At 66.2% G+C, this 25,102-nt stretch carries 28 protein-coding genes and 1 tRNA gene; 19 read left to right on the top strand and 10 right to left on the bottom strand.

What is annotated here, in order from left to right; all coding sequences use genetic code 11:
• Positions 1 to 56: 56 nt before the first annotated feature.
• Positions 57 to 545 carry a DNA polymerase III subunit gamma/tau gene (locus tag CTB96_RS15295; protein ID WP_110127690.1) on the top strand — a complete coding sequence of 163 codons (489 nt, stop codon included), beginning with the start codon at positions 57 to 59 and terminating at the stop codon, positions 543 to 545.
• Positions 545 to 913 (top strand): hypothetical protein, encoded by a 369-nt coding sequence (locus CTB96_RS15290; protein ID WP_110127689.1) that lies wholly within the window; start codon positions 545 to 547, stop codon positions 911 to 913. Before CTB96_RS15295 ends, CTB96_RS15290 begins: the two co-directional genes overlap by 1 nt.
• On the opposite strand, the gene CTB96_RS15285 is transcribed toward CTB96_RS15290, so the two are convergent.
• Positions 910 to 1,311, bottom strand: coding sequence for a DoxX family protein (locus tag CTB96_RS15285; RefSeq protein WP_110127688.1), 402 nt, complete (start codon positions 1,309 to 1,311; stop codon positions 910 to 912). The genes CTB96_RS15290 and CTB96_RS15285 overlap by 4 nt on opposite strands.
• Before the next feature lie 97 nt (positions 1,312 to 1,408).
• On the opposite strand from CTB96_RS15285, the gene serA reads away from it, so the two are divergent.
• A complete protein-coding gene (gene serA / locus CTB96_RS15280; protein ID WP_110127687.1) occupies positions 1,409 to 3,001 on the top strand; it encodes a phosphoglycerate dehydrogenase in 1,593 nt (530 codons plus the stop codon).
• An 81-nt stretch (positions 3,002 to 3,082) separates the two neighbouring features.
• Here serA and CTB96_RS15275 read toward each other — a convergent pair whose 3' ends face one another.
• Positions 3,083 to 3,334 carry a DUF6458 family protein gene (locus CTB96_RS15275; RefSeq protein ID WP_110127686.1) on the bottom strand — a complete coding sequence of 84 codons (252 nt, stop codon included), beginning with the start codon at positions 3,332 to 3,334 and terminating at the stop codon, positions 3,083 to 3,085.
• 162 nt (positions 3,335 to 3,496) lie between these two features.
• Between CTB96_RS15275 and CTB96_RS15270 the strand changes: the two genes are divergently transcribed.
• From CTB96_RS15270 to CTB96_RS15260, 3 genes are read left to right on the top strand one after another with little or no spacing between them, the layout of a single operon-like run.
• Positions 3,497 to 4,579 carry a 3-isopropylmalate dehydrogenase gene (locus CTB96_RS15270; protein WP_110127685.1) on the top strand — a complete coding sequence of 361 codons (1,083 nt, stop codon included), beginning with the start codon at positions 3,497 to 3,499 and terminating at the stop codon, positions 4,577 to 4,579.
• A 15-nt stretch (positions 4,580 to 4,594) separates the two neighbouring features.
• Complete coding sequence (locus CTB96_RS15265; protein WP_110127684.1) at positions 4,595 to 5,728, top strand: branched-chain amino acid aminotransferase; 1,134 nt, start codon at positions 4,595 to 4,597, stop codon at positions 5,726 to 5,728.
• Positions 5,725 to 6,504, top strand: coding sequence for a fumarylacetoacetate hydrolase family protein (locus CTB96_RS15260; RefSeq protein ID WP_110127683.1), 780 nt, complete (start codon positions 5,725 to 5,727; stop codon positions 6,502 to 6,504). The genes CTB96_RS15265 and CTB96_RS15260 overlap by 4 nt, the downstream gene beginning before the upstream one ends.
• Positions 6,505 to 6,603: 99 nt before the next feature.
• Here CTB96_RS15260 and CTB96_RS15255 read toward each other — a convergent pair whose 3' ends face one another.
• Positions 6,604 to 7,185 carry a TetR/AcrR family transcriptional regulator gene (locus CTB96_RS15255; RefSeq protein WP_110127682.1) on the bottom strand — a complete coding sequence of 194 codons (582 nt, stop codon included), beginning with the start codon at positions 7,183 to 7,185 and terminating at the stop codon, positions 6,604 to 6,606.
• A 168-nt stretch (positions 7,186 to 7,353) separates the two neighbouring features.
• On the opposite strand from CTB96_RS15255, the gene CTB96_RS15250 reads away from it, so the two are divergent.
• The gene (locus CTB96_RS15250; protein WP_110127681.1) at positions 7,354 to 8,367 is read left to right on the top strand and encodes an NADP-dependent oxidoreductase; all 1,014 of its coding nucleotides are present in this window, start codon (positions 7,354 to 7,356) and stop codon (positions 8,365 to 8,367) included.
• Positions 8,368 to 8,419: 52 nt separating this feature from the next.
• Positions 8,420 to 9,124: a type 1 glutamine amidotransferase domain-containing protein gene (locus CTB96_RS15245; RefSeq protein WP_110127680.1), complete on the top strand. Its 705-nt coding sequence runs from the start codon at positions 8,420 to 8,422 to the stop codon at positions 9,122 to 9,124.
• Between the two features lie 166 nt (positions 9,125 to 9,290).
• Here CTB96_RS15245 and CTB96_RS15240 read toward each other — a convergent pair whose 3' ends face one another.
• Complete coding sequence (locus CTB96_RS15240) at positions 9,291 to 10,379, bottom strand: aminotransferase class V-fold PLP-dependent enzyme (RefSeq protein WP_219993267.1); 1,089 nt, start codon at positions 10,377 to 10,379, stop codon at positions 9,291 to 9,293.
• 81 nt (positions 10,380 to 10,460) lie between these two features.
• Here CTB96_RS15240 and CTB96_RS15235 point away from each other — a divergent pair, with 81 nt between their 5' ends.
• From CTB96_RS15235 to CTB96_RS20390, 6 genes are all read left to right on the top strand, one after another.
• Positions 10,461 to 11,477, top strand: coding sequence for a LysR family transcriptional regulator (locus CTB96_RS15235; RefSeq protein ID WP_110127678.1), 1,017 nt, complete (start codon positions 10,461 to 10,463; stop codon positions 11,475 to 11,477).
• 12 nt (positions 11,478 to 11,489) lie between these two features.
• Positions 11,490 to 13,010: a glutamate--tRNA ligase gene (gene gltX, locus CTB96_RS15230; RefSeq protein ID WP_110127677.1), complete on the top strand. Its 1,521-nt coding sequence runs from the start codon at positions 11,490 to 11,492 to the stop codon at positions 13,008 to 13,010.
• Complete coding sequence (locus CTB96_RS15225) at positions 13,007 to 14,032, top strand: NAD(P)/FAD-dependent oxidoreductase (protein ID WP_110127676.1); 1,026 nt, start codon at positions 13,007 to 13,009, stop codon at positions 14,030 to 14,032. The genes gltX and CTB96_RS15225 overlap by 4 nt, the downstream gene beginning before the upstream one ends.
• A 35-nt stretch (positions 14,033 to 14,067) precedes the next feature.
• Positions 14,068 to 14,139, top strand: a tRNA-Gln gene (locus tag CTB96_RS15220).
• Positions 14,140 to 14,324: 185 nt separating this feature from the next.
• Positions 14,325 to 15,038: a GAF and ANTAR domain-containing protein gene (locus CTB96_RS15215; protein ID WP_110127675.1), complete on the top strand. Its 714-nt coding sequence runs from the start codon at positions 14,325 to 14,327 to the stop codon at positions 15,036 to 15,038.
• Positions 15,039 to 15,283: 245 nt separating this feature from the next.
• Positions 15,284 to 15,643 carry a hypothetical protein gene (locus CTB96_RS20390; RefSeq protein ID WP_146215833.1) on the top strand — a complete coding sequence of 120 codons (360 nt, stop codon included), beginning with the start codon at positions 15,284 to 15,286 and terminating at the stop codon, positions 15,641 to 15,643.
• Between the two features lie 417 nt (positions 15,644 to 16,060).
• Here the strand turns inward: CTB96_RS20390 and CTB96_RS15205 are convergent, their stop codons facing one another.
• The gene (locus tag CTB96_RS15205) at positions 16,061 to 16,468 is read right to left on the bottom strand and encodes a RidA family protein (protein ID WP_110127673.1); all 408 of its coding nucleotides are present in this window, start codon (positions 16,466 to 16,468) and stop codon (positions 16,061 to 16,063) included.
• Between the two features lie 347 nt (positions 16,469 to 16,815).
• Here CTB96_RS15205 and CTB96_RS20560 point away from each other — a divergent pair, with 347 nt between their 5' ends.
• Entirely contained in the window at positions 16,816 to 16,992 is a 177-nt protein-coding gene (locus tag CTB96_RS20560) for a hypothetical protein (RefSeq protein ID WP_181397280.1), read from the top strand.
• A gap of 148 nt (positions 16,993 to 17,140) precedes the next feature.
• Here the strand turns inward: CTB96_RS20560 and CTB96_RS15200 are convergent, their stop codons facing one another.
• The 3 genes from CTB96_RS15200 to CTB96_RS15190 are packed head-to-tail and all read right to left on the bottom strand — an operon-like array spanning position 17,141 to position 19,976.
• The gene (locus CTB96_RS15200; RefSeq protein WP_181397279.1) at positions 17,141 to 18,088 is read right to left on the bottom strand and encodes an ABC transporter substrate-binding protein; all 948 of its coding nucleotides are present in this window, start codon (positions 18,086 to 18,088) and stop codon (positions 17,141 to 17,143) included.
• Positions 18,085 to 18,915 carry an ABC transporter ATP-binding protein gene (locus CTB96_RS15195; protein WP_110127672.1) on the bottom strand — a complete coding sequence of 277 codons (831 nt, stop codon included), beginning with the start codon at positions 18,913 to 18,915 and terminating at the stop codon, positions 18,085 to 18,087. Before CTB96_RS15195 ends, CTB96_RS15200 begins: the two co-directional genes overlap by 4 nt.
• Before the next feature lie 20 nt (positions 18,916 to 18,935).
• Positions 18,936 to 19,976: an ABC transporter substrate-binding protein gene (locus tag CTB96_RS15190; RefSeq protein WP_219993266.1), complete on the bottom strand. Its 1,041-nt coding sequence runs from the start codon at positions 19,974 to 19,976 to the stop codon at positions 18,936 to 18,938.
• Positions 19,977 to 19,999: 23 nt separating this feature from the next.
• Here CTB96_RS15190 and CTB96_RS15185 point away from each other — a divergent pair, with 23 nt between their 5' ends.
• From CTB96_RS15185 to CTB96_RS15170, 4 genes are read left to right on the top strand one after another with little or no spacing between them, the layout of a single operon-like run.
• The gene (locus CTB96_RS15185) at positions 20,000 to 21,079 is read left to right on the top strand and encodes a FecCD family ABC transporter permease (protein ID WP_248283396.1); all 1,080 of its coding nucleotides are present in this window, start codon (positions 20,000 to 20,002) and stop codon (positions 21,077 to 21,079) included.
• Positions 21,076 to 22,182 carry a FecCD family ABC transporter permease gene (locus CTB96_RS15180; RefSeq protein WP_110127671.1) on the top strand — a complete coding sequence of 369 codons (1,107 nt, stop codon included), beginning with the start codon at positions 21,076 to 21,078 and terminating at the stop codon, positions 22,180 to 22,182. The genes CTB96_RS15185 and CTB96_RS15180 overlap by 4 nt, the downstream gene beginning before the upstream one ends.
• Positions 22,179 to 22,988, top strand: coding sequence for a class I SAM-dependent methyltransferase (locus CTB96_RS15175; protein WP_110127670.1), 810 nt, complete (start codon positions 22,179 to 22,181; stop codon positions 22,986 to 22,988). Before CTB96_RS15180 ends, CTB96_RS15175 begins: the two co-directional genes overlap by 4 nt.
• Before the next feature lie 21 nt (positions 22,989 to 23,009).
• Positions 23,010 to 23,327 carry an ABC transporter permease gene (locus CTB96_RS15170; protein ID WP_110127669.1) on the top strand — a complete coding sequence of 106 codons (318 nt, stop codon included), beginning with the start codon at positions 23,010 to 23,012 and terminating at the stop codon, positions 23,325 to 23,327.
• Between the two features lie 763 nt (positions 23,328 to 24,090).
• On the opposite strand, the gene CTB96_RS15165 is transcribed toward CTB96_RS15170, so the two are convergent.
• Positions 24,091 to 24,408, bottom strand: a complete 318-nt coding sequence (locus CTB96_RS15165; protein WP_110127668.1) for a DUF7882 family protein — start codon at positions 24,406 to 24,408, stop codon at positions 24,091 to 24,093.
• 31 nt (positions 24,409 to 24,439) lie between these two features.
• A complete protein-coding gene (locus tag CTB96_RS15160) occupies positions 24,440 to 25,009 on the bottom strand; it encodes an RNA polymerase sigma factor (protein WP_181397277.1) in 570 nt (189 codons plus the stop codon).
• Between the last annotated feature and the right edge of the window lie 93 nt (positions 25,010 to 25,102).

Raw genomic sequence — 25,102 nt, 5'->3', positions numbered from 1 at the left:
CGCAGACAGAGCCGTTTCGTCGTCGGTGCGGCCGACCGGCTCTATAGTCTGGACACATGACTTCTTCTCGGGATAACGACGCGCTCGGCTGGGCCGGCGACGACGATCCCACCCTCGTCTCCGGCCGCAGCGTCGACCCCGAACCCGCACCAGGCGCCGCGCCGACCGCCGAGGCAACCGAGACCGAGCTGCCGGACGGCTGGACGGTCACCGGCTCGCCCGGCGGCTATGTGGATGCCCCGAAAGAGCCCGCAGCGATGTCTTCTCCCGCCCTCGTCGGCCTCGGAATTCTCGGCGGGGTGTACCTGCTCTACACGATCGGTTGGTTCATCGGGATCGGACGCCTCACCAACCCGTTCACCGACCCGCTGGCCCAGTTCATGTTCTCCCTGGGCACCTGGCTGGCCATCGCCGCCCCGGTGATCTGGTTCGCTTCCTCGTTCTGGCTCACCCGTGGCAAGCCTCGCCTGCGCTGGACCTGGCTCATCCTGGGAGTCGTGCTTCTGGCCCCACTGCCCTTCATCGCTGGATCCGGGGGACTCTGATGAGCACTGACGACACCACCACGACAACCGCGAGCGCCACCCGCATCCGCCGCACGCCCGGCTGGCTGGCTGCCACGATCGCCATCTTCTTCGGCTTGTTCTACGCCTACAGCGCCTGGTACGGCCTCGGCAACCTGCTGGGCCTGAACGACGCGGCCGCGGCCTTGGACACCTCCCTGAGCGGATTCGGCTGGGGACTTCTCCTGGCCGGCGTGCTGGTTCCGATCGCGGTATTCGGCCTCGCCTTCTGGCTCGGCCGCCGCCGGGAAGCCGGACCGCAGGCGCTTCTGTTGCTGGCCGGCCTGGCGCTGGTCTCCGCCCTCCAACTCGACATCTTCGTCTTCGGGCTCGGCAGCCTGATCGTCTAGATCGGCAGCGACACCGCGAGCACCAGGGCAATCAGCACCAGCTGGCCGAGGAGCCGGGGAACGAGCGGGATGGCGACAGCGCCGAACCGCTCCTTGTGCCGGGCCGCATAGGCGTTGGCCGGAAACACCGCGACCAGAAACACGGCCAACGCGACTCCGGACGTAACACGGGTGACATCGATCAACAATCCGATGCCGCCCGCGATCTCGCAGAGCCCGGTGACGATCACCAGGGTGCGTGGCGACCAGAACCCGCCGAATCGCAGGGCGGGCGGGATCATCGCGGCCATCGTGCGCTGCACGGCCGGCGTGAAATGGGTGATCCCGGCGAAGACGAACACGGCGGCGAGAACGACCCGCAGCACCGTCAGGACGTTGGTCACAGTCTCTGGGCTCATCGCTCTATTCTGCAGCCAGTAAAGTGTTGTGGTATCTGGCGCCCCATGCGCGAGGCGCGAGCTTCCCTCGCCTGACGCTTTCTAAGGATCTGTTTTCGTGTCGAAGCCCGTTGTACTAATCGCCGAAGAACTCTCGCCCGCCACCGTCGACGCCCTCGGGCCCGACTTCGACGTTGTCAACGTCGACGGCACCGACCGTGCCGCCCTGCTCTCTGCGCTGGCCTCTGCCAACGCCATCCTCGTTCGTTCCGCGACCAAAGTCGACGCCGAAGCCCTCGCCGCCGCCCCGAACCTGCAGGTCATCGCCCGCGCCGGCGTCGGGCTCGACAACGTCGACATCAAGGCCGCCACCGCGGCCGGCGTCATGGTGGTCAACGCGCCCACCTCCAACATCATCTCCGCCGCGGAACTGACCGTCGGCCACATCCTCAGCCTCGCTCGCCACATCCCGCCCGCTCACGGCGCTCTGGCGCAGGGCCAGTGGAAGCGCTCCAAGTACACCGGCATCGAGCTGTATGAGAAGACCGTCGGCATCATCGGCCTCGGCCGCATCGGCGCCCTCGTGGCCGCGCGCCTGCAGGCGTTCGGCGTGAACATCATCGCGTTCGACCCGTACATCACCTCGGCCCGCGCCCAGCAGCTCGGCGTGCACCCGGTGACCCTGGACGAACTGCTCGAGCAGTCCGACTTCGTCACCATCCACATGCCGAAGACGCCCGAGACCACGGGCATGATCAGCGCCCCGCAGCTGAAGCTGATGAAGCCCACCGCCTACGTCGTCAACGTCGCCCGCGGCGGCCTGATCGACGAAGCCGACCTGTACACCGCACTCGTCGACGGCACCATCGCCGGCGCGGGCCTCGACGTCTTCGTGAACGAGCCGCCGACCGGTTCGCCGCTGCTCGGCCTCGACAACCTGATCACCACCCCGCACCTGGGCGCGTCCACCGACGAAGCGCAGGAGAAGGCCGGTGTCTCGGTCGCCAAGTCGGTACGCCTCGCGCTCTCCGGCGAGCTCGTGCCGGATGCCGTGAACGTCGCCGGCGGCATCATCGACCCGACCGTGCGCCCCGGCATCCCGCTGGTGGAGAAGCTCGGCCAGGTCTTCTCCGGCCTCGCCGCCCACAGCCCGCTCACCAGCGTGGACGTCGAGGTGCGCGGCGAGATCGTCGAGTTCGACGTCTCGGTGCTGAAGCTCGCCGCCCTCAAGGGCATCTTCACCAACGTGGTCAGCGAAACCGTCTCCTACGTGAACGCGCCGCTGCTCGCCGACCAGCGCGGCGTTGCCGTGCGCCTCATCACCGAGGCCGAGTCGCCCGAGTACCGCAACCTGATCACGCTGCGCGGCGCCCTCGCCGACGGCTCGCAGGTCTCGGTCTCCGGCACCCTGGTGGGCACCAAGCAGATCGAGAAGATCGTCGAAGTCAACGGCTACGACGTCGAGGTGCCGTTCGCCGAGCACCTCATCGTGATGCTCTACACCGACCGCCCCGGAATCGTCGCCGTCTACGGCCGCGAATTCGGCGAGGCCGAGATCAACATCGCCGGCATGCAGATCGCCCGCCACGAGGCCGGCGGCAAGGCGCTGAGCGTTCTGACCGTCGACTCGCCCGTGCCCGCGACTCTGCTCGACTCGCTGCGGTCGGCCATCACCGCTGACGTCATGGTCGCGATCGACATCACGGATTAACACCCGAACGAGAAAAGCCCCGGATGCGAATCCGGGGCTTTTCGTGTTCGGCGCCGGTGAGGCGCGGGGTACTGAGTTGAGCTACACGTCGTCGATCGACCGTTCCTGTTGCACGGTGCGCTCTCCGCTGACGGGGTCGACCGCGCTGCGGGTGGTGCTGATGCTGTTGCGGCGACGGGTGAGCAGCACCAGGCCGAGTACGAAGATGAGCGCTCCGGCGCCCATCAGGATGTAGCCGACCAGGTCGAGGTCGATCCAGTCGACCTGGATATTCAGGGCCCACACCAGGATGGCGCCGACGACGAACAGGAAGATTCCCAATCCGATACTCATGATGAACTGCTTTCTTCGGGGAGTGGCATGTGCACGCCGGCGACGCGCACCGTCAAGGGTTACCCAGCATAGACACCTGATGGCGAACGATAGGGTTGATTTGCAGGGTATCTCTACGTCAATTTCGCCAGCCCACCGCTGCCTCACCGTAATCGGAGCCGCATGTCCCGCTCAGTCAAGCTCGCTGTCATCGCCGGAGACGGCATCGGCCCCGAAGTCGTCACCGAAGCGCTCAAGGTGCTGGAGGCTGCTACCCAGACCGAGCCGGTGACCTTCGATCTCACCCACTTCTCGCTCGGCGCCACCCGGTTCCTCGAAACCGGTGACGTTCTCACCGACGACGACCTGGCCGCGATCATCGAGCACGACGCGATCCTGCTCGGCGCCGTCGGCGGCGTACCCGGCGACCCCCGGCTCAAGAACGCCAATATCGAGCGCGGGCTGCTGCTCAAACTGCGCTTCTCGCTCGACCACTACGTGAACCTGCGCCCGAGCGTGCTGTACCCCGGTGTGCCCAGCCCGCTCGCCGAGCCCGGCGAGGTGGACTTCGTGGTCGTGCGCGAGGGCACCGAAGGCCCGTATGTCGGTAACGGCGGCGCCATCCGCCAGGGCAGCCCGCACGAGGTGGCCAACGAGGTGTCGGTCAACACCGCCTACGGGGTGGAACGGGTGGTGCGCTACGCCTTCGACGTCGCCCAGAACCGCGCCCGCAAGCGCCTCACCCTCGTGCACAAGACCAACGTGCTGGTCTTCTCCGGCAGCCTGTGGCAGCGCATCGTGACCGAGGTGGCCGCCGAATACCCCGATGTGGCCGTCGATTACCTGCACGTAGACGCCGCGACGATTTTTCTCGTCACAAATCCGAGTAGATTTGACGTCATCGTCACGGATAACCTCTTCGGCGATATTCTCACTGACCTGGCAGCGGCAATCAGCGGCGGCATCGGCCTCGCGGCATCCGGAAATATAAATCCGGACCGTCGTTTTCCCAGCATGTTCGAACCGGTACACGGTTCGGCACCAGACATCGCGGGCCGGCAGTTGGCCGATCCCACGGCAGCGATCCTCTCCGTTGCGCTCCTGCTCGATCACCTCGGGCTCTCGGATGCGTCGGCTCGAGTGAGCGCCGCCGTCACGGCCGACATCTCGGCCCGCACCACATCCGGCACCGGCGCCGCGGAACCACGATCCACCAGCGCCGTCGGCGATGCCATCGTGACCCGCCTCACCGACTCTCTCTCCTAACCGAACGGGACTCCAATGAGCCAGCAGAGCACCACCTTCCCCCTCGAATTCGAACTGACCCCGTCTGAGACGGCGCGCTCCAACGCCGAGCGAGAGACGATCCTCGCCGACCCGGGCTTCGGCAAGCACTTCACCGACCACATGGTCACCATCGACTGGACCGTCGAGGAGGGCTGGCATGACGCCCGCGTCACCCCGTACGGCCCGTTGCTGCTCGACCCGGCCTCGTCGGTGCTGCACTACGGCCAGGAGATCTTCGAGGGCATGAAGGCGTACCGGCACGCCGACGGCTCCATCTGGACCTTCCGGCCGGAGAAGAACGCCGAACGCCTGCAGAGCTCGGCTCGCCGGCTCGCGCTGCCCGAACTGCCGGTGGCCGACTTCATCGAATCGGTCAAGCAGATCATCGCCGTGGACGGCCAATGGGTGCCGGATGCCCCGGAGACCAGCCTGTACCTGCGCCCGTTCATGATCGCCAACGAGAGCTTCCTCGGCGTGCGCGCCGCGCACAAGGTGGGCTACTACGTGATCGCGAGCCCGGCCGGCGCCTACTTCACCGACGGCGTCGCCCCGGTGAGCATCTGGCTCTCCACCGAGTACTCCCGCGCGGGTCGCGGTGGAACCGGTGCGGCCAAGTGCGGCGGCAACTACGCCGCCTCGCTGCTGCCCCAGCGTGAGGCCTACGACAACGGCTGCGCCCAGGTGCTCTTTCTCGACGGCGAGACCGGAACGCACATCGACGAGCTCGGTGGCATGAACGTGTTCTTCGTGCACGGCACCGACACCCTCGTGACACCGCGCCTCACCGGCACCATCCTCGAGGGTGTCACCCGCGACAGCATCATGCAGCTCGCCCGCGACCGCGGCATGACCGTGGTCGAGCGCGACGTGACCGTGGACGAGTGGCGCGACGGTGTCGCATCCGGTGAGATCACCGAGGTGTTCGCCTGCGGAACTGCCGCCGTGGTCACACCGATCGCCCAGCTCAAGGGTGCCGGCTTCGAGATCGGCTCCGCCGACGCTCCCGCCGGCGAGATCACCATGGCCCTGCGCCAGGAACTCACCGACATCCAGTACGGCCGCCTGCCCGACCGGCACGGCTGGTTGCTGCGCCTGGACGAGCCCGCCCAGGCCGAGGTGACCGCGTGAAGATCGCCCGGTTCAGCCACGCCGGCACGATAGCGTTCGGCATCGTCGACGACGACGAACTCGTCGTGCTCACCGGCGACCCGATGTTCGCCGGCTACAACCCCACCGGGCAGCGCCTGCCGCTGGTCGACGTGGCACTTTTGGCCCCGGTCATCCCGCGCTCCAAGGTGGTCGGCCTCGGCGGTGCCTTCTACCCGGATGCCGCCGCTCAGGAGACTGCCGAGAACGCCGGCACACCGCCCGAGCTGAGCTTCTTCCTCAAGCCCAATACCTCGGTGGTGGGCCCGAACGACCCCATCGTGCTGCCCGCGCAGTCCGCGGACGTGCGGGTGGAGGGCGAGTTGGCCATCGTGATCGGCCGGATCGCCAAGAACGTGAGCCTGGCCGATGCGCCCGGCGCGATCTTCGGCTACACGATCGCCAACGACGTGACCGCCGCCGACCTGCAGGAGCAGGCCGGCCAGGCGGCCCGGTCGAAGAGCTTCGACTCCTTCTGCCCGCTCGGCCCGGTCATCGACACCGAGTTCGACCCGCAGAGCACGCACATTCAGGGCCGGGTCGGCGAAACCGAATTCGTCGACGGCGACCTGTCGTTACTGGCCTTCTCGATGGCCGAGATCGTCTCGTTCGTCTCGCACGCCTTCACTCTGCTGCCCGGCGACGTGATCCTCACCGGGTCACCGAGCGCCGCGGCCCCGGTGACCGACGGCGACATCGCCAGCATCGAGATCGCCGGCCTGGGCGTGCTCACCAACCCGGTGCGTCGCGCCGCCTAGCCACCCACGCACCGCCGGTAACTAACTGTTCCCGATGCGGACGATTGCGCCCCCGGCACACCGGGCGCAATCGTCCGCACGGGCAACAGTTGCCCGCGGTTAGGACGTGGGGAACCAGGCGCGAACCTGCAGGACAGCCGTGGAGAGCAAGGCCAGAGACTCGTCGCGGTTGACCCGGGCGAGCAACATCGCGCTCATCGACAGCGAGGCCAGGGTGCGCACGCGCTCCTGGGCCGCCGCCTCATCCACACCGGCGAAGGCATGGCTGAGCGCAGCGGACAATTCGGCACGGTAGGCATCCACCACGGCCCGGGCCGGTTCGTCGTGGGCTGCGAGCCCGGCGGCCGCGTTCACGAGCAGGCATCCCCGGCGCGGTGAGTCGTCCGGCAGGGTGGCGACGGCGTGACTGAGACCGTCGAAGTAGGCGATCAGGGCATCTCGGCCCGCGCCATCCGCCAGCAGGCCGCGGAGTCGGGGCCGGATGACGGTGTCGAGGTAGTCGGTGACCGCGGCATCGAACAGACCGCGTTTGCTGCCGAACGCGTGGTACAGGCTGGAGCGGTTGACCCCGGTGGCCGACTCGAGGTCGGCCAGCGAGGCGCCGTCGAAGCCGACGTCCCAGAAGACGTCGCGGGCGGATTGCACGACTGCCGTGCTGTCGAACGTCTGGAGCCGTCCCATTCCCTGCCCTACCTCTCCGAAAGCGGGAAGCCGACGCGAACGCGCGTCTGGTTTCTGTACCGCTCGTTTCACTATATCGCGGTCGGTGGCTATAGTGAAACGATCGGTGCAGAAAACGAGGGACGCCACGAGCGGCCCGGCACCACCACGATCAGTAAGGAATTTCGCATGTCGACAGCCATCAGCACCCAGATTCAGCTCGCAGCCCGGCCCATCGGCTGGCCGACCGCGGCGGACTTCAGCACGGCGGTCGTCGAGCTACCCGAGTTGACCGCCGGCCAGGTGCGCGTCGTCAACGACTTCATCTCGGTTGACCCCTACATGCGCGGACGCATGAACGACGTCAGGTCCTACATCCCTCCGTTCGTGCTGGGGGAGACCATGGGCGGCGGCGCTGTGGGCCGCGTGGTCGAGTCCGCTGCGGACTCCGTGCCGGTCGGCAGTCTCGTCGTGCACCAGTACGGCTGGCGCGACGTGGTGCAGGAAGACGCCGCTGGTTTCCGCGTGGTGCCGGCGATCCCCGGTGTTCCCGCCTCCGCCTACCTCGGTGTGCTCGGCATGACCGCTCTGACCGCCTACGTCGGCCTGCTCGAGGTCGCGCAGTTCAAGGCCGGCGACACGGTCTTCGTCTCCGGCGCCGCCGGTGCCGTGGGCAGCATGGTCGGTCAGATCGCTCGCCTCAAGGGTGCCGCGCGGGTGATCGGCTCCGCCGGCACCGACGAGAAGGTGACCCTGCTCACCGAGAAGTACGGCTTCGACGCCGCCTTCAACTACAAGACCGGCGACCTCGCCACCCAGCTGGCCGAGGCCGCACCCGACGGCATCGACGTGTACTTCGACAACGTGGGCGGCGACCACCTCAGTGCCGCACTCGGGGCGTTCAACGACGGCGGTCGGGCCGCCCTGTGCGGCGCGATCTCGCAGATGAACCGCACGGATGGCCCGACCGGCGTGCAGAACATGGTCAACATCGTCACCCGCGGTCTCACCCTCACCGGCTTCACCGTGGGCAACTACCTGCAGCACTTCCCGGCCTTCTCCGCCCAGATGGGCGAGTGGTTCACGGCCGGCGACATCGTGTTTGATGAGACCGTCGTCGAAGGACTCGACAACGCGGTGGATGCGTTCCTCGGGATGCTGCGCGGAGAGAACACCGGCAAGATGGTCGTGAAGACCTCGTAGTCCCGTTGCTCACACAGATTCAGGCATCACCGATTCAGACACTGGAGAACCCATGACCTCCGTACTTTTCGTCGTCAGCGCCGCTGACCACTGGACCCTCAACGACGGCAGCCTGCACCCCACCGGATACTGGGCCGAAGAACTCGCCGAGCCGCACCGGCTGTTCAGTGAGGCCGGCTGGTCGATCACCATTGCCACGCCGAAGGGCATGGCACCCACGGTGGACGAGGGCAGCCTGGCTGCCGGAGCCACCGGCAGCGAAGAGCGCTCCGCGGAACTGCATAGCTACCTTGAGGCGATTCCCACGCTGACGACGCCGGTCTCGCTCGACGAAGTCAGCGTGGCCGACTACGACGTGGTGTTCTACCCGGGCGGGCACGGCCCGATGGAAGACCTGGCCACCGACCCGACCAGCGGGCAGATCATGACCGACGCCCTCACCTCCGGGCGAATTCTCGGTGTGCTCTGCCACGCCCCGGCCGCAATGCTGGCGGCCGAAGCCGCGGACGGCACCTGGCCGTTCCTGGCCTACCGCATGACCGGTTTCACCGACGCCGAGGAGGCGCTCGGCGGACTCGCCCCGAAGGCCAAGTGGCTCGTGCAGGCGCGCCTGACCGAGCTGGGCGCCGCCTTCGTTGAAGGACCCTCCTTCGGTGAGCACATCGAGATCGACCGCAACCTCTACACCGGCCAGAACCCGGCCTCCTCGGTGAAGCTCGCCACGGCGATCATCGACGCGGTAGCCACGCAGAAGTAGCGGCGCGCCTCTCGCGCCGCCACGCAGTCTCGCGAAAGCGGTCCTCCGGTCACCTCACCATCCCGAGGTGACCACAGGGCCGCTTTCGCGCATCTACCCATCCGCGAACCGTGAGGTAAGCACCCAAAAACGCGAGATTCTGGGGCTTAGGTCACAGCTCGCGAGGCTAGGAGCGGGAGAGAGCGGCTAGGACGGCGTCCACGTCGTCGGGGGTGTTCCAGAGATGGAAGGCGACCCGGGCGCGGCCGGCGCGTCCAGAGGCGGTAATGCCCGCGGCGGCGAGACGGGTGAGGTCGGTGCCGGCCGGGTCGGCCCAGGTGACGATGGCCTGGTCCCGTTGCGGGAGACCGAGCCCGGCGCAGAGTGCGTTGCCCAGGCCGGTGTCGTGTGCGTACACCACGGCGGGGTCCAGCCGCGCGAAGAACTCCAGTGCCGTCCGTGTGCCCACCCAGGCCGGCCATGCCGGCGACACATCGAAGCGTCGGGCATCCGTCGCCAGGGTCATGGTGGGGCCGTAGCAGGATGCCCACGGGTTCTCTCCGGCAAACCAGCCCGCCTGCACCGGGCGCAGCTTCTCTGCCAGCTCAGGCGTCACGGTGAGAAAGGCCGTACCCCGCGGCGCGCCCAGCCACTTGTAGGCGTGGCAGATGGTGGCATCGAAGTCGCCGGCGTGCACGGGGAGCCAGCCGGCGGCCTGCGTGGTGTCACACAGGGTGAAGGCTCCCACCGCGGCGGCGGCGGCCCGGATGGCCGGCGCATCCGCGATCTCGCCGGTGGCGGACTGCACGAGGGAGAACGCGACCAGCCAGGTGCGCTCGGTGAGCGAGGTGGCCAGCTCGGGGACCGGCACGTGGCGCACCGTGATACCGCGGTGCTCCTGCTGTAGGAACGGGAAGACCATCGAGGTGAAATCGCCGTCGACACAGACAACCTCGCGGTCGGCCGGCACGGAGGCGGCCAGCACGGCGGCCATGACGGAGGCCTGCGACCCGATCGCGACCCGGTCGGCGTTTACCCCGACCAGCCCGGCGTACAGGGCCCGGGACTGGTCGATCTCCACCTGGTAGTGCGCGGGGGAGGCCTCGCCGCGGCCCCAGGTGTCGGCGTCGTCGTGCAGCGCCCGCATGGTGGCGATCGTGGGGAGCCCTGACGTGCACGCGGCCAGGTAGCGCGTGGTCGTGGGGGAGTACGCGGCCCGCGCCTGCGCCATGGTCAGTGCTGGCGTCGACAGGGAAGGGGCAACGGTGGATCTCATCTATCCAGCCTCCCGCCCGAGAACCCATTCGGCAATGCCCAGTGCGCGATCTATTCGATAACCAGTGGTTATGATTCGTGCATGCCCGAAAATATCCACCGTGCACTCGACGTAGATTCCCATGCGCTGCGCATTGTGCACCGCATTCACGAGCTCGGGTCGATCACCGCGGCGGCGCGCTCACTCGGCTACAGCCAGCCGGCCGTGAGTCAGCACCTCAAGCGGCTCGAGGCCCGGCTCGGCCTGCCCCTGGTGGCCAAGGCCGGCCGTGGGGTACGGCTCACCGAGGCCGGCCGTATCCTCGCCCGGCACGCCGCCACCGTGACCCAGGCACTGGATGCCGCGGCGGGGGAACTCAGCGATCTCGCGGGCCTGCGCAGTGGCCGGGTCAGCCTCGCGGCCTTCCCCTCCGCCTCGGCCACGATCATCCCCACCCTGTTGCGCGAACTCTCCCTGCGGCATCCCGGCGTGCAGCTGAACTACCTCGAAGCGGAGCCGCCGGAGGCAGTGCGCGCGGTGCGGGACCAGACCGCCGACCTGGCGATCACCTTCAGCTACACCGGTGATCGGGCTGATCCGCACCGGCAGAGCGCCCAGGGTCTCACGGCGGTGCCGCTCTGGCGCGACGAGATGCTGGTGGTCGTGCCGCTGGACCACCCGGCGGCGAGCCTGAGGGCCATTGACCTCGCCCTGTTGGCCGACGACCAGTGGATCGGCGGCTGCCCGCGCTGCCGGGCCCATCTGCTCGATCTCACCGCCCGGGGCGGTTTCAGCCCGAACATCTCCTACGAGACCGACAACGTCGTGGCGGTCTTCGGCATGGTCGCGGCCGGACTCGGCGTGGCGCTGGTACCGGCGCTGGCCATCGCGGCATCCCCGCTGCCCGCCGGCATCGTCGCCCGGCCGACGACCGCCGCCGACTTCCGCACCATTCACCTGGTCGGAACCGAGGGGGCCGAGCTGATTCCCGCCGTGGCCGCCACCATCCGTGCCATCCGGGAAATCGACGCACGCCCGTGGTCACTCTTTCCTGTCGCCGGCCCGGATGCCGCACAATCCCGCCACAGTCATGAGCTGGGGGCTGTACACCCTCGGTAGGATGAAGGCAGTATGTCAACTACAACAGCGCACCCGTTCTCGACCGCAACCGGCACTGATGTGCGGGTGCGGTTCTGCCCCTCGCCCACCGGAACGCCGCACGTCGGCCTGATCCGCACGGCCCTGTTCAACTGGGCCTACGCCCGGCACACGGGCGGCCAGTTCATCTTCCGGGTGGAGGACACCGACGCCGCTCGCGACAGCGAAGAAAGCTACACTCAGCTGCTCGAGGCGTTGCGCTGGCTCAACCTGGACTGGGACGAGGGTGTGGAGACCGGCGGGCCGCACGAGCCGTACCGTCAGTCTCAGCGTTATGACATCTACCGGGACGTGATCGCCAAGCTCATCGAGTCCGGCCACATCTACGAGAGCTTCGCCACCGGCGAGGAAATCGCCGAGCGCAACATCAAGCTCGGCCGCGACGCCAAGCTCGGCTACGACAACTACGAGCGCGACCTCACCGAGGAGCAGAAGGCGGCGTTCCGCGCCGAGGGCCGCGAGCCCGCGCTCCGCCTCAAGGTGCCCGACACCGAGCTCTCCTTCGACGACCTGGTACGCGGCGAGATCACCTTCCCGGCCGGTTCGTTCAGCGACTTCGTCGTGGTGCGCCCCAACGGACATCCGCTCTACCCGTTCGTGAACCCCGTCGACGACGCGCTGATGGGCGTCACCCACGTGCTGCGCGGCGAAGACCTGCTCTCGTCCACTCCGCGCCAGATCGCGCTGTACCACGCGCTGATCGACATCGGCATCACCACCTTCGTGCCGCGCTTCGGTCACCTGCCCTACGTGATGGGCGACAAGAACAAGAAGCTCTCCAAGCGCGACCCGGAGTCCAACCTGTTCCTGCACCGCGAACGCGGCTTCATCCCCGAGGGCCTGGTCAACTACCTGTCTCTGCTGGGCTGGTCGCTCACCCACGACCGCGACGTGTTCTCGATCGAGGAGATGGTGGCCGCGTTCGACGTGGTCGACGTGAACCCCAACCCGGCTCGCTTCGACCTCAAGAAGGCCGAATCGCTCAACGGTGACCACATTCGCCTGCTCGAGCCGGCCGACTTCGCCCAGCGCGTCGTGCCGTACCTCGCCGCCGCTGGTGTGCTCAGCGAACCGCTCAGCGACACCGAGAAGACCGTGCTCGCCGCCGCCGCCCCACTCGTGCAGGAGCGCATCGCCCTGCTCGGCGAGACTCCGGCCATGCTCGGCTTCCTGTTCCAGCCCGCCGACAAGCTCGAGCACCAGGCGGATGCGCTGGCCTCCCTGCCGCAGAACGCCAGCGAAATCCTCACGGCCGCGACCATCGCGCTGCGGAACATTCCGGAAGCGGAATGGACCACCGACCGGGTGCACAGCACCCTCACCGAGACGCTGATCGACGGCCTGGCCCTCAAGCCCCGAGTTGCCTTCGGACCTCTTCGGGTTGCCGTGTCGGGTCGCAAGATCTCCCCGCCGCTGTTCGAGTCGATGGAGATCCTCGGCCAGGCCGACACTCTCGCGCGGCTGGAACGGCTCTCGGCCACCCTGGTGTCATGACCTCGGACGGCGCCCTGAACGCAGTCGATACTCCGCCCGCGGAGCAGCTCTACGACGTCGTCATCATCGGTGCCGGCCCGGCCGGGCTCGCGGCGGGGCTCAGCCTCGTGCGGGCCCGCCGCCGCACCCTGATGATCGACAGCAACCGGCCCCGGCACTCCGCCACGCTTCGCTCGCACGGGTTCATCACCCGCGACGGCGTGCCGCCGTTGGAGCTTCGCCGTATCGGCCGCGAGGAGTTCGAGGCCTATCCGGCTGCCGAATTCCACGTGGGCATGGTGCGCTCGGTCGAGCAGATCGACGATGCCCCGGATGCCGACGTGGCGCGGTTCACCGTCTCGACGAAGGGCCTGCGCGGCGAGAAGAACCGGGTCGTCACCGCCCGCACCGTGCTCATCGCCACCGGCCTGGCCGAGACGCTGCCGGCGCTGCCGAGCATTCGTGCCTGGTACGGCACCAACCTGCACAGCTGCATCGCCTGCGACGGCTACGAAGAGGCCGACCGCGCCCTCGCCCTGATCGGCGAGACTGACGACCTCGCGGAGCACGCCCTGCTGATCTCCCAGTGGACCGACGACCTCATCGTCTTCACCAACGGCATCGGCCAGATCAGCGCAGACGACGAGGCCAGCCTCGTGGCGCGTGGCATCGCCGTGGACCGTCGACCCCTCGCTGACGTTGTGGGGGAGCGCGGTGCGATGACAGGCATCCAGGTGGCCGACGGTGATTTCGTGCCGCGAGACGGCGGTTTCGTGCGCCCGCGCTACGCCGCCGCCGCGACCTTCGCCGGGGCTCTCGACCTCGCTACGGATGCCGACGGTCTCATCGTCGTCGACGGCCGGGGACGCACCTCGATGGCCGGTCTCTACGCCGCCGGCGACACCACCCCGCCCGGGCCTGAGCAACTCTTGGTGTCCGCCGGCGAGGGCGCACGTGCCGCGGTAGCCATCAACCGGGAACTTCTCGGCCCGCTCGCGACACACCCTCCGCTCAATTTGGCTGGTCGCACCGAAGTGGGCTAGAGTTACTTTTCGGCGCGGTTCTCGGACTTCGCCATTGGGGTATGGTGTAATTGGCAACACGGATGATTCTGGTTCATTTGTTCTTGGTTCGAGTCCAGGTACCCCAGCAGTAACAGGCTCAGGATTCCGCGGCGAAACTACCCATCGCCCTTCCTCCCGATCAGGCCCGAATCGGCCACTGTGACCAGAAACGGACCAGAAACACCGTCCGTTAGCTAGATCTCCTAGGGCCTTTGGCTGTGGAGCGCAACCCCTTTACGGCGGGCGTGATCGCGCTCTAATCTCCGGGTGCATGGTCTCCTCACAACGCGAAGTTGATCTTGCAGACGTTTTTGTGCTCCTCGCCGACTCGCTAAGTGCGGGCCACGACGTCGTTGACACCATGGACATCCTCGTCCAGTCCAGCACCGAATTCACAGCGGCGACAGATGCCGGAATTCTTCTAGCCGATAGCGGTGGTGTTCTTCACGTTGTGGCGTCTTCCAATGAGCGCACGAGCGTAGTCGAAGAGGCCCAGCTTGGTTACAATCAGGGGCCATGTCTGGACTGCTTCGCTTCCGGGGAACCTGTCGAGGTTTCTGATCTCTCCGAAGAATCCGGACGGTGGCCCGTGTTCGTTGCGATTGCCCTGTCGCGGGGATTCGATGCCGCGCATTCATTCCCATTACGCCTTCGCGGTCACATTTTCGGGAGCCTTAACCTCTTCAGTTCCGTCCGCGAACCGTTCAGTGACCAGGACGCAGCATTGGCGCTGGCCTTGACTCAAGTGGCAACGATCAGCCTCGTCCAGCACCAAACCATCCGCAATCAAGGCGCGGTGAACGGTCAATTACAGCAAGCGCTAAAGAGCAGGATACTCATCGAGCAAGCTAAGGGAGTTTTGGCGCAGCGCCATGGGGTACCCATCGATGCAGCCTTCTCCTTGCTCCGCACCTACGCGCGCACCAGCAGCTCAAAGTTGCACGACATCGCTGATGCTGTCGTGTATCACGGGCTCTCGCTCTAGGCGGAACGATTTAGACAACCGCTTGAGCGCCCTCACCTGAAATGGAAGTCCAGGGCTGTTTGCCTTGCGGCCGGCACGTCGTCCATAGTCCCCGCAGATACATCGATCGCTGGCGTCAGCATGTCGCGCGCGACCAGCGAGCGATTGTGCTGTCCTTTCCCATCCCCAAAGCGACAATCTTCGATACCCCTGGTCGAGGTTGGCAATTTCAGTCAATTCCTACCCGGACAGGTTAAGTTGCAGGTGTGACCAACCCAAAGAACTCTCCTCGCCGAAGCACGAACGCCACCAACCCTGACGCGGCCACGGCTGAGAGAGGGCCGGAAGATCCGCGCACCACCGATCCACATGCCTCGAGTGAAAAGAACGAGAAGATCCTGGCGGACGCAGAATGCCGAGATGATCAAGCCGAGCTTCGCGATGTAGAGTCCGACAAGCGTTCCGAAGCCGCCGACCTGCAGGCCTTTTTGGATACCAACTCGTCCTATGCCGGTCCTGGCGAACGCCGCGCGGCCGCAGTGGATCGCTCCCACGCTAAGAGCGATCGCGAATCTTCCGCTGCCGATCGAGCCCAGCTATCCGAGCACGAAACCGACCAGGACTAGGGCCGAACTCTCCCTAAAGCCTTCGATTTCGTGCAGCGACTGTCGGCCGCTTACCCGCGGTGCCAGAGCTCGTGCGGTGCCAAGGTGTGTTAGGGCTGGAACAGAGACCAGGTGGACTGTTTCAACGTACGAAACTCTCCATCCAGGTCGAGGTGCCACACCCCGGCTGAGCGATCGATTACGATACCCACGATTATCTCCTGCAACCACTCTTCACCCTCGTGAAACCAGCGAAGCAGACCGATCCGCCTCTCAGCGGGCGAGGGCCCGCTCGCCACGCCACGCTGTACGCACCTACCAACACGCCGTAGCGGTGCGGCTCTCATCCGAGGGGGAGTGTCTCGAAACTAAAGCGCCTCAAAACCCATGAGTTGTGCGACGGCGTTGCGCCGTGGTCAGATCCCGCTTGGGACGGCTTCATTCGATTACGGCCGCCACGGCTTCGATTTCGACAAGCTGGTCGGTGTAGCCGAGTACGGTGACTCCCATGAGCGTGCTCGGTCTATCGCGTTGGCCGAACGCCTCTCGAACGACTGCCCACGCGTCGACGAGGTCACTTTGCTTGGAGGATGCCACGAGAACACGGATGTTCACTACGTCATCGAGTTGGGCTCCTGCCGCCGTCAGGGCAACACGGAGGTTCTCCATGCCTTTTTCGGCCTGCGCGACGTAGTCTCCGACTCCAACTAGGCTGCCATCGAGGTCCAACGGGCAGGCGCCGGCCAAGAAGATGAGGCGCGCTTCGGCGGGAGCGGTTGAGGCGTAGGCATACTGTGCAGCGTCGGAAAGGTCAGCTGAGCGAATAAAGGACTCTGCTTGGGACATACACTCAACATATTTGACGGCTTGCCGCCTGGCCAGCCAGAAAGTGCACCACGTAACGGTCGCGTCAGGTCGAACGAGCACGAAGCCGCCTGGCTGAAATGCGCGCGCCACTGGGGAGGTGTCTCGTAACCCAGATGCCTCGAATCCCATGGGATGAGACACGAAGTCTTTTGTTTGGCGCCGGGCGCCGTAGGTTGCCACAGAAGAAGGCGATCATCGTTAGGTACCCGTCCCGCCCGCCGACTGGCATTTTCGCCTACGGACAGCCAAGCCCGGGTCCCGGGTAGGAAAAACCCGATCGAAACGACTTCGAGCGTGTGAGCGGCAGTTGTGCGTAGAGTCGTGGAATGTCGAATCCACAGTCTCAATCCAGAAATTTCTGGTGGTTGATGGCGGTGATTGGAGCACTGGTTGTCGCCGCGTGCATCGCACTGATGAGCGGTGTGCTTTCGATGTGGCTGGATCCGGAGCCTGAAGGTGAACTGGCGACTCTCGTCGGCAAGGTTCTGTATCTCGAGACCTAATGCAGTCGGGCCGGAAACTCGGTTCTGAGGGCGCGGCACTAGACGTCGTCACCAACGGGTGTGTCGCGATACCGGTAGGTCTCGAATTCCCTAGGGTACGAAACCGCAAACGAATTGAAGTCCTCCGGAGTAGGGCGCTCTTCGTCGCTTAGCTAGCAGTCGAGATGGCACGTTCCACCTGGTCGAGAATGCAGAAGGCCGCGAGAATTCCTGCGTGACCGTGCCAGCTGGCAGCATCGGCCTCGAACGCTCTGCCTTCGGCAACAACCGGAAGGCCGTTCCACCCGGCATCTACTGCGCCCGCCCAGGCGGCGACACTCGTGGCGAGGTCAACACGCGTGTAGAACAGGAGGTCAGCGTTGAGGTCGGCGATTGGCTGGGTGACCGGCCGGCGGGTGCCGTTGTCGTGGCGGCTTTGCGCGGCGGGCCGGAGAGCGCCGAAGTCGGAGAGTACCGACCCGCAGAATGACCAGGTGCCGTGGGTCTCCAGCCCGAGCGGCCCGAAGCGCACGGCTGAGATAGTAGGCGATCCGGCCGCGCGGTAGAGCGCCGCGATCTCGGCGGTGCGGGCCGAGTAGCGGCCGAGCAGGTCGAGCGCGCGATCGGTGCGACCCATCGCCGACGCGAGCAGCAGTAAGTCCTGCTTCCAGTTGAAGCCTTTGCCTTCGGGCAGCACGGTGGGCCCGCTCACTGATAGGGCGGCGTATTCGCGCCCACCGAAGCCTCGGAAGCTCGCGATGATCAGGGTGGGCTCGAGCGACGCGATCAGGTCGAGGTCGGGCGCGGTGCGGAAGCCGATGTCGAGCATGTCGTCGAGGGTGCGGATGCCGTCGCCCACGGTCGCGCGGGTTGTGGCGCGCAGGTAGTCGGGGACGAGTCCGCCGCTGTCGTTGTGCGTCGATGCGACCGGCACGACGCCGAGTGCCACGGCGCCGTCGAGGTTTCCGGTCGAGATCGCGACAAACCGCGTCGGCGGCTCCGTTAGGACGGTTTTGCCGCCGAAGTGGCGCACCGTGCGTGGGTAGATCCCGTCGGCTTGAGCGCTGCCGTACCGGGCGTCGAGGTATGCGGGGGCGAGGATGGAGGTGTCGGTCACGGTGTTCCCAAGGTAAGTGCGGCCCGGCGTCGGGCGTGTGCTCCGGCGGCCGGGACGACGAGGGGGGTGGATGTTTCGGGGTCGTCGATAACCCGGCAGGCGATGCCGAATACATTGGTTACGGTCGTGCTGGTGATGACCTCGTGCGGGGTGCCGCTGGCCACGATGGCGCCGTCGCGCATGGCGATGATCCGGTCGGCGTAGCGTGCCGCGTGGTTGAGATCGTGCAGCACGGCAACGACGGTCGTGCCGTGAACGTCGGTGAGTTCGCGGCAGAGCTCGAGCACCTCGAGCTGGTGCGCGAGGTCGAGGAAGGTCGTCGGCTCGTCTAGTAGCAGGACGTCGGTCTGTTGGGCGAGGGCCATGGCTATCCAGACCCGCTGGCGCTGTCCTCCAGAGAGGTCGGAGAGATAACGGTCGGCCAGGGCTACGGTCGATGTGCGTTCGAGGGCGGTGACGACCGCGTCCTCGTCGGCGTCCGACCACTGGCGCAGCGCGCCCTGGTGCGGGAAGCGCCCACGGGCGACGAGGTCGCCGACGGTGATGCCATCCGGTGCCACAGTCGACTGGGGGAGCAGTCCGACCCGGCGGGCGAACTCCTTGCTGCCGTAGCGATGCACGTCTCTGCCGTCCAGGGTGACCTCCCCGTGGTCCGGACGTAAAATACGCCCAAACGCTCGAAGCAATGTCGACTTGCCGCACGCATTGGGCCCGACGATGACCGTCAATGCTCCTGGCTCGAGTGTGGCGCTAACGCCGATCACGATCGGCGTGGTCGAACCAGGGTACGACAGGGTCACATCCGTGGCTGCCAGGGCGCTTGTCATCGAGGGCTCTTTTCTTACGGTCAGTTTCCGAGTGTCGTGTCGAGCACGGAGAGGATGCCGCGAGCTGCGGTGGGACCGACATTGAGGTAGAAGATGTCGTCGTCGACCGAAACGGCTTGGTCGTCATCCACGGCCACAAGTGTCGGCCACAGGGGGAGTGCGGTGAGCTGACTGTCGTCGCCACCCTGCACACCGTAGAAGATCCAGTCGGCGTCGGCCTGGTCGAGCTGCTCGGCGCTGATGTCGACCGAGGTATCGTCGACGAACTGCTGGGTCTCGGGGCGGGCGAGTCCCGAATCCTCGGCGACCGAGCCGCTGAACGACGCGACGCCGAAGACGCGGGTGCGGTCCGCGTTCTTGCGCAGGAACGACACAGCCGGTTCGCCCGTGACGGTCTCGCCGAAGGCTTGAGCGTCAGCGTGGTATTCGTCCAGCCAGTCTTGCGCCTGCTGGGTCTTGCCCACGGCGTCGGCGAGCAGCAGCAGATCCTGCTTCCAGTAGAGGCCGGTTCCCTGCGTGGCGAGGGTCGGCGCGACGGCGCTCAGGCTGGCGTAGAGGGTGGCCGCGTCCTTGCCCGCGTTGTTCATTAGGATCAGGTCAGGGGCGATGTTCGCGATCGACTCAATGTCGGGCTCGAACCGGCTGCCGACGTCGATGACCGAGTCGAGCGCGGCCTCATCGTCGGGGAAGGCCTCGTACAGGTAGGCGGGGATCATGTCGGCCCCGTCGCCCGAGGTGGAGCCGGTCGGCACGATCCCCAGCGTGAGCAGTGCGTCGGCCTGCCCGGTGGAGATCACGACGATCTTCTTCGGTTCGGATTCAAGCGTGGTCTCGCCGCCGAAATGCACGACGGTGCGCGGGAACACACCGTCTTCGGCCCCGCTGCCCTTGCCGTCGGGCATCGTGCGCGGGGTCGTGTAGACGGTCGTGTCCGCGGTGGCGGTGGCGGTGGCGGTGTCGGTGGGAGCGGCAGGCGCCCCGGTCGAGCAAGAGCTGAGGGCGATGGCCGCGATGAGAATGGAGGCTGCGGCGGTGGTGCGCCGGAATTCGTTGGTTTGCACCTTGTGAGCTTAGGCTAACCTAAGTGAAGAATCATATTCAGGGGTTGGCGCCGGACGACGTGGGCGTACCGTCGCCCTTCGCCGGCGTTTTGCGTGGTTCTGTCTCCCGGCGCCGGCGCTTACGCATTGCTAGCGCCCTGGTCGTCGGCGTCGTCGCGGTCATATTTCTGGCCTTGCTCAGCCTCGCGGTCGGATCGAAGGATCTCGGCCTCAATGAGGTGTGGACCGGACTGCTCGCCGCCGACGGCTCACGCGAGTCGATCATCATCTGGCAGCTGCGCATGCCGCGCACCGCACTGGCGATCATCGTCGGCGCTGCCCTCGCGGTCGCCGGCGTGCTCATGCAGGCGTTGACGAGAAACCCGCTCGCCGAGCCCGGCCTGCTGGGCGTCAACGCTGGTGCCGCGTTCAGCGTCGTGCTCGCGCTGTCGGTGTTTGGAGCGACGACGATCGATGAATATCTCTGGTTCGCTTTCCTCGGCGCAGGCGCGGCCGCATGCTTCGTCTACGTCATCAGTGCGCGCCGATCGCTCGCGAGCGATCACGCCCGGCTCGTGCTCGCCGGCGCGGCACTCACTGCCAGCCTCGGCGCCTGCACGGCAATCATCACGATGTTCGACGCCGACACTTTCAACTCCTACCGTTTCTGGGTGATCGGCTCCGTCGCCGACCGCGGCATCGACACCGCACTGTATATCCTGCCGTTCGTCGCGGTGGGGCTGATCGCTGCCTTCGTGTCGGGACCGTCGCTCAACGCCCTCGCCCTCGGCGACGAACAGGCCAAGGCGCTGGGGGTACGGCTCTCGCTGGTGCGTGTGATCGCAATGTCCACCATCACACTGCTCTGTGGGGCGGCCACGGCCGCGGTCGGGCCGATCGCCTTCGTCGGACTTGTTGTGCCGCACCTGCTCCGCCTCATCGTCGGCGTCGACCAGCGCACACTGCTGGTCACTTCGGCCGTGGCCGGCCCCGTACTCGTGCTCGCCGCCGATATTGTCGGCCGCATCATCCAGCGCCCTGGCGAACTCGAGGTCGGCATAGTCACCGCGTTCGTCGGCGCACCCGCACTCATCGTGATCTTGCTACGAGGGCGTACCCGATGAGCCGCATCGGCGAGCGTTTCCTGCCGCACGGCTACGCCCGGTTGACCTTGCCGGCCGGCCGAGCGATTCTGCTGCACCGCCGTTCCGCTATCGTCGCGGTCGTGCTCGTGATCGTCACGTTCGGCGTCGCGGCGCTGACCATATCGACCGGTGCCTACGAGCTCTCCCCGGCCGGCGCCCTGCGTGTGTTCTTCGGCGAGGGATCGACGCTTGACCGGTTCATCGTGATCGACCAGCGACTGCCGCGCGCAACGGCGGCGCTTCTTGTCGGCGCCTCGCTCGGCGCCTCCGGGGCGATCTTCCAGAGTGTCTCGCGCAACCCCCTGGGCAGTCCCGACATCATCGGCTTCACCACCGGTGCGGCCACCGGAGGGCTTGTCGTGATCCTGCTCGTCGGAACGTCGACTGCCGCCACGATCATGGTCGGCACAATCCTCGGCGGGTTCGCGACGGCCGCCGTCGTGCTCGCCATAGCGTTTCGCCGCGGGCTCACCGGCGACCGACTCGTGTTGGCCGGCATCGCTGTCGCAGCCATGCTCGCCGCCAGCAACGACTACCTGATCAGCCGGGCCAGTATCGAGGACGCCGAGGCCGCGAAGGCCTGGCAATACGGCAGCCTGAATGCGATCTCCTGGCCGCCGCTCGTGCCCCTCGCGATCGTGCTCGTCGTCGTACTCCCGGCCGCGCTCCTCGTCACTCGTCAGTTGCGAGTGCTCGAGCTCGGCGACGACGCGGCCGCGGGCGTCGGACTAAATCTCACCCGGGCCAGAACGTTCACGCTCGCGATCGGCGTGTGCCTCGCGGCGATCGCTGTCGCCACCGCTGGCCCGATCGGCTTTCTCGCCCTGGCGGCGCCGCAGCTCGCCCGCAGCCTCGCCCGTTCCCCCGGAGTGACTGTGCTCGCTTCGACGGTAATGGGCTCGCTGATCCTCGTCGTTGCCGACCTCGTAGCCCAGCGTTTGCTCTCGCCCTTCCAGATACCCGTCGGGCTGGTGACATCTGCTCTCGGCGGCGCCTACCTGGTCTGGATGCTCACTTTCGCCCCCTCACCCCAACGGCGCCGGCCCCGGCTGCGCATCCCTCGACCAAAGATAGGCTCATGAACCAACTCCCTCCCAACAACGACGAAATCCGCGAGTTCTGGAATGCGCGCACAGAGCCCGACGGGATTCTGCCGCTTGACCGCGCCAACTCGAGCGTCGGCTTCCAAGAACACCCAATCTGGCTTGGCGTCGTGCTCGGCCTGCTCACCCCGACACCGGCCGGCCGCCCGATCCGACGCGTTGCCGACCTCGGCTGCGGCACCGGCATGGTGGCGGAAATGGCCGCCCGGCTTGGACACGAGGTCATCGCAATCGACTTCGCGCCCGCCCGCGCCGAACAGGCGCGCAACCGGCTCGCCCGATTCTCCAATGTTGAGGTGCGCGTCGGCGACGCCACGCGCCCGCCGCTCGAGGAAGGCGAAGTCGACGCGATCATCTCGCGCAACATGATCTGGCTGCTCACCGAACCCGCCGAGGCCCTGCAGGCCTGGCTACGCATCGTCGGACCCGGCGGCCGCATCACGGCCATCGACTCCACACACCGCACCTCGCGGCACCGCTTCGCAACCGTGCAGAAGGCGCTGCGCCTGCAAGAATTCCCCGACGGAGTCGCACCGGGATCGCCCGTCTCTGGCACCAAACCCACGCCATTCTCCGACCTGCGGAGCGCCGAGGAGGGCAGCCGGTTCTGGGATGCCGCCGGCGCCCACGGCACCAACGCGATCGACCTCTCCTGGGTCTCTGCGGCCCGCATGGCCAACTGGAGCCCGCGCGAACGCGCGCTGCGCCGCGACCGCTACTTCGCCCTCTCCGTGGACAGCGTCGCGAAGACCCCGGAGCGCGAGCACATAAACTCGGGGGAGTGAATCCCACAGCCGTGGCAGTGAGTGTCGGGATGTTTGCTCACTTGTACCGTGCTGACGCTGTGGATCGGGCGCATCCCGCTGTGGGTCAGCGCGATCATCGCGGTAGGGCGCGGGGCGGGCCAGCTCGCTCTGGTCAGCCTCCTGCTCGGCGTCGCGCTCACCCAGAGTTGGGCCGGTATCGTGCTGCTCGCAGTAATGCTCACGACCGCGATCATCACCGCCACCGGACGGCTGCGTGAGTTCCCGGGCGCGCTCCTCTCGATCGCGATCCTCAGCGGCATGACGGTCACGCTGGGGATCGTGTTCGGCACGGGGGCGTTCGACTTCTCGATCCGCTAAATCCTCGCCTTCTCCGGCATTGTGATCGGCGGCTCGGTGACAGCCGCATCATCGACTGGACGCCAGCTGTGGCCCGGTATTTTGCGGCTAAAGCGGTGCATTAGCAGACGGGCACGTTGCGTACTGACACAGTCAATCTCGAGACTATGACCGATCAAAGCGGATGTCTTAGAAGCTGTAGGTTGTGCGCGTTGTGGCTTGTGAGTCGAGCAGCGCTATTCGTTACGGTTCCGGGTGGAGTCGCCATTGTCCTGGTGTGGAGGCCTAGACGTGAGCTGTGTGGAGCTGGCGAGCGATTCGCGCCGGCGCAATCGCCAGCTCGATGAGCGACGGTCCATGCTCTCGGGTGCAGGTATCTATGGTGATCGCAAGCTCGTTGCGTGGCCACAGGGCGTTGGGGGCTGAGCGGGTTTCGGTCGACGATGCACGGTGCGCCGGACCGGTTGGAGAATTCGCCGACGAGCCTGGCCTCCTCATTCATTTTGAGGAAGAAGTTCACGCGTGGGCCGGTTGCGGGGCTGGATGTCCATGTGCCCAGACGTCCGACGCGAGGTGGCGCCAACGAGAAACTCGCGCTGTTTGCTCTCTCCCGCGCTCGGCAAACAGCACTTCGCAGTCGTGTCGCTGTAAGAAGGCCACGGCTTCTGTTTCGAGAACAGGCCAGGTGCCGGTCACGAGCGAGTCAATGAATGCGAAGACCTGACCGGCTGACGCTGCTGTGAGCATCAGCGGTTTCGGTGCGCGCAGGTGCTGCAAAGCAGCGTCATGACTTGCCCCTCTGATCGGGTGAGTTTGGTTCAGTTGTTAAGAGCAAGCCTTGGCCGCTGTTGGCTGACACGGTGAGAGTGTCAATCCAAGCGCGGTTCAGGCTGGGTATTGTGCCTCCGTAGTACTTGAAGTACAGGGGCATGCTGGCTTGTAGCCAAACGCTCGATCTCCCGCCGCCGAGGGCGGGGGAATCGTTCCATGAGAGAAAGAAGCTCTCCGCTCGGCGGAGCTTAAGCCCGATAACGACCTGCAGGTGGACGAGGGTGCGGTCATCAAATTCGATATTGATGCCGTCATAGATCAGCTTGCCCATGCTGCGACTCCCGTTGCACGATGTGTAGCGGTCAGCGCCATGCTTCTAACTCGCTCGCCAGAGTTCGACGTGCGCGTGCCAACAGGCCGCGAACGGTCGAGATTGGGACATCGAGTTCCTGGGCGATGGCGGCATAGCTGCAGCCAGAGAATTCGCGCATGACCCACGCCCGACGCTGGCGTGCCGGCAGAGCCTCGGTCGCGAGCGTGAGCGCTTCGTTTTGCAACAACGCCTCCACCAAATTGAAAGGACTAGTGCTGAGGGCTGCTGGCAGGTCGTCGGCAAACTCCATGGGCAGGGGCCTATTTTTGCGTATCCGGTCGATGCTTTTGTTGTACACCACCCGCATCAACCAACCCTTCACATGCGCGCCATCACTGATCGTCGATAGCTTCTCCCAAGCGGTTATACACGCTTCCTGTACAACATCGTCGGCATCCACGGTCGAGCGCATTGTCTTGACAGCAAAGGCACGCATCAAGTTTCGATAGCGCAGAATCAGAACATCGAAAGCGGCACGGTTGCCTGCGGAAGCGAAGTCGACCAAGACGCTGTCCGATTCGTTCACTAAGAGCGGACAACTGACATCCTCGAGCAGCATCAGCTCTTCCGATTCAGGACAGAGGAATGCGCGACTAAACCACATTTAGCTAACTCGGTTAGGTACATGGATCGAGTATAAAGAGCTTGAGAG

The organism is Cryobacterium arcticum (assembly GCF_003185895.1).
Classification (GTDB): Bacteria; Actinomycetota; Actinomycetes; order Actinomycetales; family Microbacteriaceae; genus Cryobacterium; species Cryobacterium arcticum.
This window is presented reverse-complemented; position numbering and strand designations above follow the sequence as displayed.